Genomic DNA, 14,778 nt, shown 5'->3' on the forward strand with positions numbered 1-14,778 from the left:
CAAAACCAATATCGCATCCGAATAGTCATTAGCCCCTAGCATAATATGCTTATAGTTTAATAAGTTGGCACATTAACATAAATAGTGTGCATTTTTGGAACCTATATTCGTAAGATTGAAAGCTTGATTTTGTTGCTAATTCTTGTAAATTCAAGGTAAATTCTCATACTAGGAACTATTGGCATAAAAGCAAACTATGAAGTTTATGAATACAGGCTCTTAATTTTGAAAACATTTAAGAGGTGAATAACATGAAAAAATTAAAATACTTAACTATTTTAGTATTAGGAATTGGCTTATCTGCTTGCTCTGGAGAATCAACAACCACTGAACAAAATACCACACCTGCTACTCCAAACGCATCTGTTCAAACAGCAAGTGCGACCAATCAAGCTAATCCTGATTTTCCAACTTATATGGTTGGTTCTGAAGTAAGCTATGAACCGTTTGAATTTAAAGATGAAAAAGGTCATCCCATTGGATTTGAAGTAGAATTACTGGAAGAAATTGGTAAAGCAGCTCAATTTAATGTGGTCTTCATTCATACACCACGCAATGCTTTGGAAGCAGATTTGAACAGCGAGCGTTTTAGTATTTTGGCATCAGCTTTATCTGTTTCTCCTGAACGCATGGAAAAAATGGATTTCAGCGAACCGTTTTTGGATTTTGTACGTGAAGTTTATATTTTAGATACACCTGAAAATGCCGCTTTAAAATCAATAAGCGATTTAAATGGCAAACGTATTGCTGTCAATGGTGGTAGTAGCACAGCGGTTGCTACTGCTCAAGAATTAGCAGGTTCAGCAGATAGAGTAGAAAAGGCAGATAGTTTTTACCTTTCTTTGGCAGCTATGTACAATGGAAAAGCTATTGGTACCTTGGGTGATAGTCGTATTTTGCAGTATTATGATGCAAAAACTCCTGAAATTAAAACACGTGCTATTTCTTTGGGCGACAAACCTAAATATATTGCATTTGCTGTGAAAAAAGGTAATACCGAATTACGAGATAAAATTAATCAAGGTCTGAAAATAGTCAAAGAAAATGGCACATACGACCAATTACTGAAAAAATGGTTTGACCAAGATAGCACAAAATAAAATGTCTAGGGTAGCCTGTAACTTGTGTAAATCTATTTTAAACTAATACAAGGGCGGATTTCATATCTGCCCTATCATTTTTAGGTCAAAATCTTTGCAAAATCTATTGTTGTTTCAAATTAACACAAACAAGGTGACAGCGACCGCCGTGTACAATGGTATAGTGAATTCAATTTAAACCAGTACAGCGTTGCCAGCTCTCTTATGTACTGAAACTTTTGCAAAACTCCTAAAATTTGACATTGAAAAATTTTAATTTTTTGAATTTTAAGAAATTTATTTTTTCAAAAAGTTCAAAAAATAGGGTTTTGCAAAGGTTTCGTATGTGTACACGGCAGTCGCTGTCGCCTTGTCCTGATTTAAATTGAATCCACTATAATTTGAAACGACTATAGCCTAGAACCTGTATTCACATAAAATAGCAATAAAAGCAAGCTATTAAGATAATGAATACAGGTGCTTAATTACTATTACTCTGGTAATTCAGGTACTTTTAATGCATCAGCAGGCACCTCACCAGTCAATGTATTCAAAAATGCAACAATATCTTCAACTTCTTGTTGTGATAACGTTTTACCTAATTGAGTTTCAGCCATCACACTGACCGCAGTTGCTAAATCTGGCGTAGCTCCATTATGGAAATAAGGTGCGGTTTTTGCCACATTACGCAAACCAGGTACACGGAAAAAATATTTATCCGAATCTTTTTGTGTAACTTCAAACAAACCTTCATCGTGTGGTTCTTTGCTGTCAATAAAATTCCAGTAAGGACCTTTAACTAAACCAAATTTTTGGAATGTGCCATTACTCAAAGTAGCACCTGTATGGCAAGTAATACACGCATTATCTATGAAAGCTTTCACGCCGCGTTTTTCTTGTTCATTCAAGGCATTCACATCACCTTTCAAATAATTATCCCATTTACTAGGTGTCAGCAAGGTTCGTTCAAATGCACCAATCGCATGCGCAATATTATCAATCGTTGGCTTACCACCTTGGTCAGCATAAGCTGTTTTAAATGAATCTGCATAGCCTTGAATGCTTTCTACTTTTTTCGCTACCGCATCCAAATCAGGCATTGCCATTTCTTTAGGATTAACCAAAGGTCCTTTGGCTTGCTCTTCTACTGTTTCTGCACGACCATCCCAAAATTGTGAAGTAAGCAAAAAAGCATTTAATGCAGTAGGCGAATTACGCGCACCAAAAACTCCTTTGTGTGCACCTTCACTGGTTGGTGTCATGCGGTCATCGGCACCAAAATTTGTCAAACTATGGCAAGTATTACAACTTTGGCTATCATTAACCGATAAACGTGGCTCATACCACAACTGCTGACCCAATTTCACTTGCTCATCTGTATAAGCATAAGATTTTTTAGTTTCTTCTAAACTTGGCAGTGGTTGAAAAAATGATTGTGCTTGTTTCAGCAATTGCGCATCTTCTGCTGAAACAGATTGGCTATTAACACTAGAAGAAGCTGTTGATGCACTTGATGCGCTTGATGGTGCAGGTAGCGGTTCCGTACAGGCACCCAATGCCAACATTGTGAACAAAAGAGAAAAAGCTGTGGTTTTGTGGTTCATGATGTTTCCTTTAAAACGGGATTGTGAAAATAACAACGGAATATTGAATTTTTTTACATCATACAAGGTCTTAATAAAATCTCTTTTTGACAAATATCAAACAATATTTTTTGATAGGTTTTTACTATATATGTCATATAAATATAAAAGGTAGCCTGAAATGCCAAATCTAGCAAGTTCTCTAAATTTCATTTTAGAATCAATAAATTTTCAATAGAATACCAATCATTTATAGTTAGTTAAAATAAAAATAACACCACATTGCCAGTTACCTTATGTACTTATTTGTACACAGTAATTACCGCTACCTTGTTGTTTAGTTTTATTCCAACCGATGATACCCATTATAGACATAATGTCTAATAAACCAATTTTCAAAAATAAAACTGGACGGTTTATCAAAAATACTATTGCCATATTGTCCAAAATCAGTATAATCCACAATAAGAAATTCAATTTGGACAAATTATCATGCAACTAGACATTGAACAATTAATCGCTTATTTTGGTGGCGTCAACGCACTTGCTGAAGCTTTAAAGCAATACGACCCTAAAAATGCTGCCAGCACTGCTGCTATTTATAAATGGCGTACGCGAGGTTCTTTGCCTTTGGCACAGTTGCAAAAATTATCCGAATTAGCACAGCATCAAGGCAAATCTTTGGATTTGAACGCATTTATTAAACAACAACCTGAATTGGACAAACCCATCATGAATACGAGCAACCGCATTATTATTTTTGATACCACTCTGCGCGATGGCGAGCAATCCCCTGGTGCAGCTATGACCAAAGAAGAAAAATTACGCATTGCACGCCAATTAGAAAAAATGGGTGTGGACGTGATTGAAGCAGGTTTTGCCGCTGCCAGTGATGGCGATTGGGAAGCGGTACATGAAATTGCGAAAAATATCAAAAATTCAACTGTTTGCTCACTTTGCCGTGCAGTTGAACGCGATATTCGCCGTGCAGGTGAAGCGATTGCACCCGCACAAAAACGCCGTATTCATACTTTCATTGCCACCAGCCCAATCCACATGGAACACAAGCTGAAAATGCAGCCCAAACAAGTCATTGAAACGGCAGTAAAAGCTATTAAAATTGCCAAAGAATATACCGATGACGTGGAATTTTCGTGTGAAGATGCATTGCGTTCAGAAATTCCATTTTTAGCAGAAATCTGCGGTGCTGTGATTGAGGCTGGTGCTACGACCATTAATATCCCCGATACCGTTGGTTATTCTATTCCACATAAAACCGAAGCATTTTTCCGTGAATTAATTGCCAAAACACCCAATAGCGACAAAGTGGTATGGTCAGCACATTGCCATAACGATTTAGGTTTGGCGGTGGCCAATTCTTTGGCAGCGGCACAAGGTGGTGCGCGACAAATTGAATGCACCATCAATGGACTAGGCGAGCGTGCAGGAAATGCATCTCTAGAAGAAATCGTTATGGCTTTGAAAGTACGCAGCGATGTATTTGGTTTGGAAACAGGCATTGATACCACTCAAATCGTACCTGCATCCAAATTGGTTTCTACGATTACAGGCTATCCCGTGCAACCAAATAAAGCCGTGGTAGGCGCCAATGCTTTCTCACATGAAAGTGGTATCCACCAAGATGGCGTGCTAAAACACCGTGAAACTTATGAAATTATGTCCGCAGAATCAGTTGGTTGGGCAACCAATCGTTTGACTTTGGGAAAATTATCAGGACGCAATGCTTTCAAAACCAAATTAACCGAATTAGGCATTGACTTGGGCAGCGAAGAAGCTCTGAATGCCGCATTTGCGCGTTTCAAAGAATTGGCAGATAAAAAACGTGAAATTTTTGATGAAGATTTGCACGCATTGGTATCGGACGAAATGTCCAATTTATCGCAAGACAGCTATAAATTCATTTCGCAACGTGTTGTCACAGAAACAGGCGAAGCACCTCGTGCGCACATCGTATTTAGTTTGGATGGCGAAGAAAAACACGCCGAAGCAACGGGTACAGGTCCTGTTGATGCAATTTTCAAAGCGATTGAAAGCGTGGCGCAATCAGGTGCAGTATTAGAAATTTATTCTGTGAATGCGATTACCAAAGAAGCCGAAAGTCAAGGCGAAACATCGGTACGTTTGTCCAAAAATGGCAAAGTAGCCAACGGACAAGGTTCGGATACTGATGTTTTGGTAGCGACCAGTAAAGCATATTTATCAGCACTTTCGCGTTTGTCTAACAATCAAAAAATCAAAGCTCAAGGCGATATTTAAACCGTATATTAGGGCTACCTATACCGCCATTAACCCAGAGGCAGCCTGAAAATATTTTTTTCAGGCTGCCTATTTATGATATTTTGTGGCAAAATAAACCAAATCACTTTTTATCATTATGGTGAATTATTTTTAGATGAAAGATAGTGCCGTTTTGACCTGACCTAATCAAAATATAATTCACAATAATCTAAAACTTTTTTAAACAAAATGATGTAATGACGAGAGGGAGTTCATGGCTATCTTATCCGAAGTAAAAAAATTGGGGCAACAAATTTGGCTGGATAATTTATCACGCAGTTTGGTGCAAAGTGGTCAATTAGCGGCGTTTTTGACCAATGGTGTCAGTGGTGTAACGTCCAATCCTGCTATTTTCCAAAAAGCGTTTTCGGGCGATGCTTTATACACGCCTGAAATTGCGGCATTAAAAGCACAAGGCAAAAATGCCAAAGAAATTTACGAAACATTGGCGATTGCCGATGTTCAGGCTGCCTGCGATGTATGTCGTACAGAATTTGATAGTACGGGTGGCAAAACAGGTTTTGTGAGCTTGGAAGTTTCGCCTGAATTATCGCGTGATGCGGCTGGCACAATTGCGGAAGCCAAACGTTTGCATACTGCCATCAATCGCCCGAATGCAATGATTAAAGTACCTGCTACCGATGAAGGTTTGGTCGCTTTGACCGAATTGGTGGCAAGTGGCATATGCGTGAATTTGACTTTGTTGTTTTCGCGTGAACAAACGAAAAAAGCGTATGCAGCTTATGTAGCTGGTTTGGAAAAATTGGCAGCCAATGGTGGCGATGTGTCTAAAATTCAAGTAGTTGCCAGTTTCTTTATTTCGCGTGTGGACAATGCTTTGGACGCGACGCTGCCTGAAAAATTACAAGGCAAAATCGCCATTTCTTTGGCAAAAGCAGCATATCAAGATTGGGCAGATTTCTTTGCTGCCGACAAATTTACCGCATTGGCAGCCAAAGGAGCGAATAAAGTTTCTTTGTTGTGGGCATCAACTGGCGTGAAAAATCCAGCTTATCCTGACACATTATATGTGGACAGTTTGATTGGCGAACACACCGTCAATACCGTTCCCGATGCCACATTGAATGCGTTTATTGACCATGGCAAAGTCGCATTAACGCTGCCTGAAAATACCACAGAAGCGTTAGCAAATATTGCCGAAGTCGCCAAATTGGGTGTAGATTTGGAAACTTTGGCAACTCGTTTGCAAGACGATGGTTTGAAACAATTTGAAGAAGCATTTGCTAAATTGCTTGCACCATTGGCATAAATTTTGTGTACTAGGCAGCCTGAAAACTATTTTCAGGCTGCTTTTTTTAATAATGAATAAGCATGGTAAACGGTTTATGTTACAATCACGCTCTAAAAAAATCATATAAGGAAACAAGATGATGCAAAAAATTATTGCCATTGATGGACCCTCTGCATCGGGAAAAGGGACAGTTGCAGCGCGTGTTGCAGCCGCATTGGGCTGGGCATATTTGGATTCGGGCGCACTTTATCGTTTAACTGCATTACATGCGAAAAATCAATCGCTTGCATGGGATGATGAAATAGGTGTCGCCCAAATTGCGGCCAGTTTGCCTGTGGTATTTTCCAATCAAAACATCTTATTAGATGGACAAGATGTCTCGCAACAAATCCGCAGCGAAGAAATTGGCATGGGTGCATCAGCGGTGGCAAAACTACCCGCCGTTCGTAGCGCATTATTGCAACGCCAACGTGATTTTTTAACCGAACAAGGTTTGGTGGCAGATGGGCGCGACATGGGTTCAGTCGTATTTCCTGATGCGCCACTCAAAATTTTCTTAACCGCATCCGCACAAGTACGCGCAGAACGCCGTGCCAAACAAATCAATGTACCACTTTCAGGCTGCCAATTTGAGCAAATTTTGGCGGATATTCAAACGCGTGATGAAAATGACCGTAATCGCGCCGTTGCCCCCTTACAACAGCTACCCGATGCCAAATTATTGGATACAGATAATTTGACCGTTGAACAAGCGGTGCAGCAAGTTTTAGATTGGTACGAAAAAAGTATCAATAAAACAGCTTGATACCCTAGCCAAATTTTAAAAAAAGCGTATAATGCGCAAATTCCTTTTTTTCAGGCTGCCTAAAATAAAAGGCAGCCTGAAAAATGTCGTTTAATCGTTTATGAGCCAGAGGCATAAACGTACATTCAACCTAACCCCGCACACTCTGGCGGTGCATGAAAGCAAACCCAAACATGGAAAATTTTGCCCAGTTATTTGAAGAATACTCAGCAGCCCAAGAAATGAACTACGGTGAAGTAATTACCGCAGAAGTTGTTGATATTACAGATAAATTTGTAATTGTAAACGCAGGCTTGAAATCAGAATCTCTGATTGATGTTGCTGAATTCAAAAACGCCCAAGGCGAATTAGAAGTTAAAGTTGGTGACTTCGTTACAGTTACCATTGAATCTATTGAAAACGGTTTCGGCGAAACCAAATTGTCTCGCGAAAAAGCACGTCGTGCTGCTGACTGGATTGCTTTGGAAGAAGCAATGGAAGATGGTGAAATCTTGTCTGGCGTAATCAATGGCAAAGTTAAAGGTGGCTTGACTGTGATGATTAACAGCATTCGCGCATTCTTGCCAGGTTCTTTGCTAGATGTTCGTCCAATCAAAGATACTTCTCACTTTGAAGGCAAAGAAGTTGAATTCAAAGTAATTAAATTAGACCGCAAACGCAACAACGTGGTTGTTTCTCGTCGCGCTGTATTGGAAGCAACTTTGGGCGAAGAGCGCAAAGCTTTGATGGAAAACTTGCAAGAAGGTACTGTTGTAACTGGTGTTGTGAAAAACATCACTGATTACGGTGCATTCGTTGATTTGGGTGGTATTGATGGCTTGTTGCACATCACTGACTTGGCATGGCGCCGTGTGAAACACCCAAGCGAAGTATTGGAAGTGGGTCAAGAAGTTCAAGCTAAAGTATTGCGCTTTGACCAAGACAAACAACGTGTTTCTTTGGGCTTGAAACAATTGGGCGAAGACCCATGGGATGGTTTGGCTCGTCGCTACCCACAAGGCACTCGCTTGTTCGGTAAAGTATCTAACTTGACTGATTACGGTGCATTTGTTGAAATTGAACAAGGCATTGAAGGTTTGGTTCACGTTTCTGAAATGGACTGGACAAACAAAAATGTTCACCCAAGCAAAGTTGTTCAATTGGGCGATGAAGTTGAAGTGATGATTTTAGATATTGACGAAGACAAACGCCGCATTTCTTTGGGCATGAAACAATGTCAATCTAATCCATGGTCTGATTTTGAAGCTAACTACAACAAAGGCGACAAAATCAAAGGCGCAGTAAAATCTATTACTGATTTTGGCGTATTCATCGGCTTGCCAGGTAATATTGATGGCTTGGTTCACTTGTCTGACTTGTCTTGGACAGAAGCTGGCGAAGAAGCTGTTCGCAAATACAAAAAAGGCGAAGAAGTGGAAGCTGTTGTATTGGCGATTGATGTGGAAAAAGAACGCATCAGCTTGGGTATCAAACAATTGGAAGGCGACCCATTCAACAACTTCTTGGCAATGAACGACAAAGGTGCTTTAGTTAAAGGTACAGTAAAATCTGTTGAAGCAAAAGGTGCTGTTGTTGCCTTGGGCGATGAAGTAGAGGGTTACTTGCCTGCTGCTGAATTTGCTGCTGACCGCGTTGAAGATTTGACTACCAAATTGAAAGAAGGCGATGAAGTTGAAGCTATCATCGTAACTGTAGACCGCAAAAACCGCAGCATCAAATTGTCTATCAAAGCAAAAGATGCCAAAGCCAATGAAGAAGCATTGAAAGCAGCTCAAACTGCTGCACCAGCTAATGCTGGTACAACCAGCTTGGGTGATTTGTTGAAAGCGTCTTTAAACAAATAAGGTAAACGAAAATGACCAAATCAGAGTTAATGGCTCGCTTGGCAGAAACTTTCATTGCAAAAAATGAAGGTACTGAATTACAAGCCAAAGACATTGAATATGGCGTAAAAGTTTTGGTAGATACCATGACTCGCTCGCTCGCAAAAGGTCAACGTATTGAAATCCGTGGTTTTGGTAGTTTTGATTTGAACTACCGCCCACCACGTATCGGTCGCAATCCTAAAACAGGTGAAAAAGTGGAAGTGCCTGCCAAACATGTGCCTCACTTCAAACCTGGTAAAGAATTGCGTGAACGTGTAGACATTACGGCTTAATACATATATCGTTGATTTTATAAAAAACCGTATCTCTTTTGGGATACGGTTTTTGTTTTTTAGAAAGGCAGCCTGAAAATGCTAATTCACGTTAATCTATGAATAGATAAAATTATGTTTCAGGCTGCCTATATTTAATAAAATTAAATAAAATCAATTTATTAGATATTTAATACAAAATATCTCATCTATTAACTTTATTTAAATTGACGTAAAAATTAACACGGTCAACCCATTTTCCAGTACAGTATGTTTTTTATGAAAGGAACTTACCATTATGAAGAAAAATATTTTAGCTTGGGTAACAGTTGCCATGCTTACTGCTGTACCATTTGCAAGCGCAAAAGATAAGTTACCGAATATTCAAACAAATACATCTAACATTACCAACAATGCATTTATTAACAATGTTGCCACAGCTGCTATGGGAATGGGTGTCAAAGAACCTTTATCCATCAGTGAAACGCAGACAAATGGAAAACGTGCATTGCTTGTAGCTGGTAGTAACAGTACAACTTGTCGTATCAATATTTCTGAAGGGAATGCCCCAAAAATGATGGGGATTAGTTGCAAATAAACATTAAAAAGGCAGCCTGAAATGATTTTTCAGGCTGCCTTATCTTATTTTTGTCTTGGATAAAACTGCACAGGCTGCGCGTTGTTGGGTAATACCTGCTTTTTCAGTGCATGCCCGAATACTGTCTCCAAAGTCATTTCACGCAATAATCCTTGTTCCCATGCTGCCATTATTGCGCATTGGGGAGAATTATCATCAAGCGATAATGCCTGCCACACTCCAATACTTGCCAAATCTTGCAATAATGTGTCCAGTTTCTCATACGACAAAACCAGTTTCGCTGTATCCACAATCGGGTCATAAAAACCATGTGCTAACAATAAATCACCCAAATCATGCATTTCTGGCAAACCTTTTGCACTGTATGCGATGGAGGCAGCCTGAAAGACTGCGCGTAATTCTGGAAAACTATCTGCACCCAAACATGTGAAAAACAATAGACCATTGGGTTGTAACGCCTGCGCCCAATTATCCAGCAAGTCTGCTGTGTGTGCATGATACGGTAACAATAAATTGGACCACAACATATCTGCCGATTGCTCGGGCAAATAATCATTGATGGTTTTCAGGCTGCCTTGTTTAACCCAATTTGTTTTGCCTGATATTTTTGCCCACCAACCACTATTTTCTTGCCTTATGGCAAGCGTTTGCGTGGCAAAATCTGTGCGTGATTCAAATTCAATTAACGTAGCTTGTGGATAACGTGCTGCTAATAAACTGCGGCTAATGTCGCCATCTGCACCGTGTAGCAAAATATGTTGCGGTGACTGACGCAATAACAATAACCGACTGTCCATATGCTCAGCAAAGTGGCGATGAATTAACCAATGTTCTGCGTTCATTCTTCTGTTTTTTCAGTCGTGTGACGTGGCGTAATTTTTGGCATGGGTCGCCAATAATTGTTAGCAGCAGCAACAGTTGCAAAATGTTGCGCAACCACTTGCGCCGCGTGGTCATTTTCACGGTAGAGCTTATTTTGTATCCCAAATTCATATAAGCGATAGGCAATTAACCAGCCATCTTCAACATTTTGGGCAAATAAATTATCACTTAATTGATTCATGGTGTTCTCCTGAATATGAAGGTTTTATACGATAGAATTATTCCAGCATTTTGCTTGCCATTATTTTAGCATTTTCAGGCTACCTTATCGCATAGAGTAAAATAAAAAATCACCACCAACAAATTATGATTAGCCCCTAGTCCCTTCATGCAGATACGTTTACAATAAGTCTATCTATTTTATTGTGATAAGGCGGCCTGAAAATCATGCTGTATGATATTTCCACACAAACAGGACAAAATATGAGCGAAATCACCGCAGTCCAACAAGCTCGTCGAGATTATTTAGATTACACTGAAAAGCAGCCTGAAAGCGAACAAAAAATTCTACTCGCTGCCTTGCAAATTGCCGAGCAACATTACCCTGATAATGCCACCACACACATCACTCAAGAGCCTTTATTTCTGCATTTACTCTCTGCCGCCAAAATGGTTGCTGATATGGATTTGCTGCCTGATGCCGTTGCTGCCACTATTTTGGCAGACATCAGCACATACTGGAAAGAAGATTGGGTAGAAGCAGTACAAGAACAATGTGGCAAAAACGTGTTGGAATTGATTAAAGGCATTGACGAAGTCCAAAAACTGACCGATGTAGCCAAAAACGAAAGCATCATCACGCCACAAGAACGCGACAATCAAGCTGAAACCATGCGCAAAATGTTGCTGGCTATGGTGTCCGACATTCGCGTTGTGTTGATTAAATTGGCATTGCGTACCCGAACCATGCAATCTATGGCGCATTTGCCCGATAGCGAAGAAAAACGCAAAACTGCCACCGAAACATTGGATATTTTTGCACCACTCGCCAATCGTTTGGGCGTATGGCAATTAAAATGGCAGTTAGAAGATTTGGGCTTTCGTCATCAAAATCCCGAAGAATACCATCGCATCGCCAAATTATTAGATGAAAAACGTGTGGAGCGATTGGAATACATCAACCATTTTCTTGACCAAATTCGCATGGAAATGGACAAAATCGGTATTCAATACGATGTCGCGGGTCGCCCCAAACACATTTATTCCATTTACAAAAAAATGGTTAAGAAAAAACTAGATTTTGATGGTTTATACGATATTCGTGCGGTGCGGATTTTGGTCGATAGCGTATCGGAATGTTATTCCACATTGGGGATTATTCACAGCCTATTTCAGCCTATCCCAGGGGAATTTGATGATTACATCGCCAATCCCAAAAGCAATGGCTACAAAAGTTTGCACACAGTCATCATTGGCCCAGAAAACAAAAGCATTGAAGTGCAAATCCGCACGTTTGATATGCACCAATTCAATGAATTTGGCGTAGCAGCACACTGGCGATACAAAGAAGGTGGCAAAGGCGATAGCGCGTATGAACAAAAAATTGCGTGGTTGCGCCAACTTTTGGATTGGCGTGAAAACATGGCAGACAGCAGCAGTGAAAATTTAGCTGCGGCGTTCAAAACCGAATTGTTTCACGATACGATTTACGTTTTAACGCCCAAAGGACGCGTATTTTCCTTGCCAGCAGGTTCTACGCCGATTGATTTTGCCTACGCTTTACACAGCGATGTTGGCAATCGTTGCCGCGGTGCCAAAGTGGGCGGTACGATTGTGCCTTTGTCTACACCATTAGAAAATGGACAACAGGTAGAAATCATCACGGCAAAAGAAGGCAATCCATCGGTCAATTGGCTGTATGACGGTTGGGTCAAATCGCCCAAAGCCATCAGTAAAATTCGCGCATTTATTCGTCAGCAAAATGCAGAAACCATACGCGAAGAAGGCAAAAACCAATTTGACAAAATTTTGGCAAAAGGCAGCCTGAAACCCAATTTAAGCAAATTATGTGAACAATTAAGCTTCAAAACATTAGACGAGTTATACAGCGCAATGGGGCAAGGCGAAATCACGCCGCGTACCGTGCAAAAAGCCATCGGTTTATTGGTTGAACCCGAACCCGTGCCAGTCAATGAAACCACGATTGTCAAACAATCCAAAATCAAAACAAACAGCAAAAATAGCGTGTTAGTTAATGGCGAAGATGGCTTGCTGACCAATTTAGCGCGTTGTTGTAAACCTGCCCCACCTGATAAAATTGTCGGATTTGTTACCCGCGAAAAAGGCGTGTCTATTCATCGCCAAGGCTGCTCCGATTTTGAACATTTGGCACTACAATCACCCGATAAAGTTTTGTCGACAACATGGGCAAGATTAGATGCTAATCAGGTTTTTGCCATAGATATTGAGATACGCGCCCAAGACCGCAATGGCTTATTGCGCGATGTGTCCGACACATTGGCGCGGCATAAAGTCAATGTTACCGCCGTGCATACGCAAACACGTGATTTGGAAGCAAGTATGCGTTTTACGCTGGAAGTGAAAAAAGTGGACGATTTACCGCGTGTCATGGCAAGTTTAGGTGATGTAAAAGGTGTAAGTGGCGTATCGCGGATTTAAGAGTCTGTGTTCATAACTTTAACTAACTATAATTAGAACCTGTATTCATAAGATTGATTGCTTGATTTTATTGCCAATTTTTGCGGATACAAGGCGACTTTTCATACCAATATTGAACATATTGGCATGAAAAGTTAACGCAGTAGGCGCATAAAGTGGCGATAAAAGCAAGTTATTAAGATTGTGAATACAGGTTCTTACAATAAAGGCAGCCTGAAAACATGTTTTCAGGCTGCCTTTATCCAAATATAGATTATCTCCACTATATTATAGTGGATTCAATTTAAATCATGACAAGGCGACAGCGACCGCCGTGTACAACTAGTACATAAGGAAGCTGGCAACACTGTTCTGGTTTAGTGAATTCACTATATTTACTCATCATCACCATAATATTTCACACCAATTTTAATTGGCTCACGCCCTCTTTCTCGTCGCCATGCATTACTATCACGCAAAGAATACGCACAACCACAATATTCTTGCTGATAAAAACGTTCACGCTTACTGATTTCAATCATACGCGCCGAGCCACCACCTTTACGCCAGTTATAATCCCAATACACCATATTGGGATAATGGCTTGCCGCACGTTTACCACAATCATTGATTTGGTTCATATCCTTCCAACGCGAAATCCCCAAACTACTGGAAATCACATTAAAACCATGTTCGTGTGCATACAACGCCGTGCGCTCAAATCGCATATCAAAACACATGGTGCAACGAATACCGCGTTCTGGCTCATATTCCATGCCTTTGGCGCGTTCAAACCAATTATCCACATCATAATCCGCATCAATAAACGGCACACCATGTTGTTCCGCAAACTTAATATTTTCCTCTTTGCGGATTTCGTATTCTTTAAGTGGATGAATATTCGGATTGTAAAAATAAATTGTGTAATCAATGCCACTTGCCAATAACGCCTCCATTACCTCGCCCGAACACGGAGCACAGCAAGAATGCAACAGCAATTTATCTGCACCATTTGGTAGCGTTAATTTAGGACGCTCAATCGGCGTAACATTGGGTTTAGTTGGGTTCATAGTATTCCTAAAATCTTGATATTTGTGATATTAAGGCAGCCTGAAACAGCAGTTTATTATAGTCGTTTAAAATAGAAATAAGACAAGGCGACAGCGACTGCCGTGTACAGCTAGTACATAAGGGAGCTGGCAACGCAGTATTATTTTTATTTTAAACGATTATATTTTAATGGTGTTTTGCTTCACCATTTAATTGATAAATCGCACCACAATATGGACATTCAATTTTACCGTGCGACTGAATCGGCAAAAACACACGCGGATGCCCATTCCAAGCATCTGTATCCGCACCGCTGCAATGCAATGGCAAATCATGCGATTCAATGACCACTACTTGTCTTTCAGAAACATGAGACATAAGATTTTCCTTTCAAAAATGGCACAAATTATACCGCAAACCCCAATTTACAGGCAGCCTGAAATACTATTTACACCACGAAAAAATCCTGCACAAACCAATAATTTATGGCATAATG

General features: G+C 40.2%; 13 protein-coding genes. 8 read left to right on the forward strand and 5 right to left on the reverse strand.

Annotated features, from left to right (window positions below; genetic code table 11):
- Positions 1 to 251: 251 nt before the first annotated feature.
- Complete coding sequence (locus MIS45_RS03020; RefSeq protein WP_249450950.1) at positions 252 to 1,100, forward strand: transporter substrate-binding domain-containing protein; 849 nt, start codon at positions 252 to 254, stop codon at positions 1,098 to 1,100.
- A gap of 470 nt (positions 1,101 to 1,570) precedes the next feature.
- Here the strand turns inward: MIS45_RS03020 and MIS45_RS03025 are convergent, their stop codons facing one another.
- A complete protein-coding gene (locus MIS45_RS03025; protein ID WP_249450951.1) occupies positions 1,571 to 2,683 on the reverse strand; it encodes a cytochrome-c peroxidase in 1,113 nt (370 codons plus the stop codon).
- Positions 2,684 to 3,154: 471 nt separating this feature from the next.
- On the opposite strand from MIS45_RS03025, the gene MIS45_RS03030 reads away from it, so the two are divergent.
- From MIS45_RS03030 to MIS45_RS03055, 6 genes are all read left to right on the forward strand, one after another.
- Positions 3,155 to 4,939: a 2-isopropylmalate synthase gene (locus tag MIS45_RS03030; protein WP_249450952.1), complete on the forward strand. Its 1,785-nt coding sequence runs from the start codon at positions 3,155 to 3,157 to the stop codon at positions 4,937 to 4,939.
- A gap of 235 nt (positions 4,940 to 5,174) precedes the next feature.
- Positions 5,175 to 6,230, forward strand: a complete 1,056-nt coding sequence (tal, locus tag MIS45_RS03035) for a transaldolase (protein WP_249450953.1) — start codon at positions 5,175 to 5,177, stop codon at positions 6,228 to 6,230.
- Between the two features lie 121 nt (positions 6,231 to 6,351).
- Positions 6,352 to 7,017: a (d)CMP kinase gene (gene cmk / locus MIS45_RS03040; RefSeq protein WP_249451328.1), complete on the forward strand. Its 666-nt coding sequence runs from the start codon at positions 6,352 to 6,354 to the stop codon at positions 7,015 to 7,017.
- Between the two features lie 173 nt (positions 7,018 to 7,190).
- The gene (gene rpsA / locus MIS45_RS03045) at positions 7,191 to 8,861 is read left to right on the forward strand and encodes a 30S ribosomal protein S1 (RefSeq protein WP_249443173.1); all 1,671 of its coding nucleotides are present in this window, start codon (positions 7,191 to 7,193) and stop codon (positions 8,859 to 8,861) included.
- Between the two features lie 11 nt (positions 8,862 to 8,872).
- A complete protein-coding gene (locus MIS45_RS03050) occupies positions 8,873 to 9,175 on the forward strand; it encodes an integration host factor subunit beta (RefSeq protein WP_249443172.1) in 303 nt (100 codons plus the stop codon).
- A gap of 277 nt (positions 9,176 to 9,452) precedes the next feature.
- The gene (locus MIS45_RS03055) at positions 9,453 to 9,752 is read left to right on the forward strand and encodes a hypothetical protein (RefSeq protein WP_249443171.1); all 300 of its coding nucleotides are present in this window, start codon (positions 9,453 to 9,455) and stop codon (positions 9,750 to 9,752) included.
- A 44-nt stretch (positions 9,753 to 9,796) separates the two neighbouring features.
- On the opposite strand, the gene MIS45_RS03060 is transcribed toward MIS45_RS03055, so the two are convergent.
- Together MIS45_RS03060 and MIS45_RS03065 are read right to left on the reverse strand one after the other, a co-directional pair.
- A complete protein-coding gene (locus MIS45_RS03060; RefSeq protein ID WP_249450954.1) occupies positions 9,797 to 10,594 on the reverse strand; it encodes a methyltransferase domain-containing protein in 798 nt (265 codons plus the stop codon).
- The gene (locus tag MIS45_RS03065; protein WP_249444559.1) at positions 10,591 to 10,815 is read right to left on the reverse strand and encodes a hexameric tyrosine-coordinated heme protein; all 225 of its coding nucleotides are present in this window, start codon (positions 10,813 to 10,815) and stop codon (positions 10,591 to 10,593) included. The genes MIS45_RS03060 and MIS45_RS03065 overlap by 4 nt, the downstream gene beginning before the upstream one ends.
- Positions 10,816 to 11,057: 242 nt before the next feature.
- On the opposite strand from MIS45_RS03065, the gene MIS45_RS03070 reads away from it, so the two are divergent.
- Positions 11,058 to 13,253 carry a RelA/SpoT family protein gene (locus MIS45_RS03070; RefSeq protein ID WP_249450955.1) on the forward strand — a complete coding sequence of 732 codons (2,196 nt, stop codon included), beginning with the start codon at positions 11,058 to 11,060 and terminating at the stop codon, positions 13,251 to 13,253.
- Positions 13,254 to 13,627: 374 nt separating this feature from the next.
- Here the strand turns inward: MIS45_RS03070 and MIS45_RS03075 are convergent, their stop codons facing one another.
- Positions 13,628 to 14,302: an epoxyqueuosine reductase QueH gene (locus MIS45_RS03075; RefSeq protein WP_249443167.1), complete on the reverse strand. Its 675-nt coding sequence runs from the start codon at positions 14,300 to 14,302 to the stop codon at positions 13,628 to 13,630.
- A gap of 166 nt (positions 14,303 to 14,468) precedes the next feature.
- Positions 14,469 to 14,660 carry a zinc-finger domain-containing protein gene (locus MIS45_RS03080; RefSeq protein ID WP_249450956.1) on the reverse strand — a complete coding sequence of 64 codons (192 nt, stop codon included), beginning with the start codon at positions 14,658 to 14,660 and terminating at the stop codon, positions 14,469 to 14,471.
- Positions 14,661 to 14,778 lie beyond the last annotated feature (118 nt).

It is taken from the genome of Wielerella bovis (genome assembly GCF_022354465.1).
Lineage (GTDB): Bacteria > Pseudomonadota > Gammaproteobacteria > Burkholderiales > Neisseriaceae > Wielerella > Wielerella bovis.

Excerpts from the sequence above, each read along its gene's own strand:
- MIS45_RS03020 (WP_249450950.1), top strand. The coding sequence starts at position 252 with ATGAAAAAATTAAAATACTTAACTATTTTAGTATTAGGAATTGGCTTA.
- MIS45_RS03025 (WP_249450951.1), bottom strand. The coding sequence starts at position 2,683 with ATGAACCACAAAACCACAGCTTTTTCTCTTTTGTTCACAATGTTGGCA.
- MIS45_RS03030 (WP_249450952.1), top strand. The coding sequence starts at position 3,155 with ATGCAACTAGACATTGAACAATTAATCGCTTATTTTGGTGGCGTCAAC.
- tal (WP_249450953.1), top strand. The coding sequence starts at position 5,175 with ATGGCTATCTTATCCGAAGTAAAAAAATTGGGGCAACAAATTTGGCTG.
- cmk (WP_249451328.1), top strand. The coding sequence starts at position 6,352 with ATGCAAAAAATTATTGCCATTGATGGACCCTCTGCATCGGGAAAAGGG.
- rpsA (WP_249443173.1), top strand. The coding sequence starts at position 7,191 with ATGGAAAATTTTGCCCAGTTATTTGAAGAATACTCAGCAGCCCAAGAA.
- MIS45_RS03050 (WP_249443172.1), top strand. The coding sequence starts at position 8,873 with ATGACCAAATCAGAGTTAATGGCTCGCTTGGCAGAAACTTTCATTGCA.
- MIS45_RS03055 (WP_249443171.1), top strand. The coding sequence starts at position 9,453 with ATGAAGAAAAATATTTTAGCTTGGGTAACAGTTGCCATGCTTACTGCT.
- MIS45_RS03060 (WP_249450954.1), bottom strand. The coding sequence starts at position 10,594 with ATGAACGCAGAACATTGGTTAATTCATCGCCACTTTGCTGAGCATATG.
- MIS45_RS03065 (WP_249444559.1), bottom strand. The coding sequence starts at position 10,815 with ATGAATCAATTAAGTGATAATTTATTTGCCCAAAATGTTGAAGATGGC.
- MIS45_RS03070 (WP_249450955.1), top strand. The coding sequence starts at position 11,058 with ATGAGCGAAATCACCGCAGTCCAACAAGCTCGTCGAGATTATTTAGAT.
- MIS45_RS03075 (WP_249443167.1), bottom strand. The coding sequence starts at position 14,302 with ATGAACCCAACTAAACCCAATGTTACGCCGATTGAGCGTCCTAAATTA.
- MIS45_RS03080 (WP_249450956.1), bottom strand. The coding sequence starts at position 14,660 with ATGTCTCATGTTTCTGAAAGACAAGTAGTGGTCATTGAATCGCATGAT.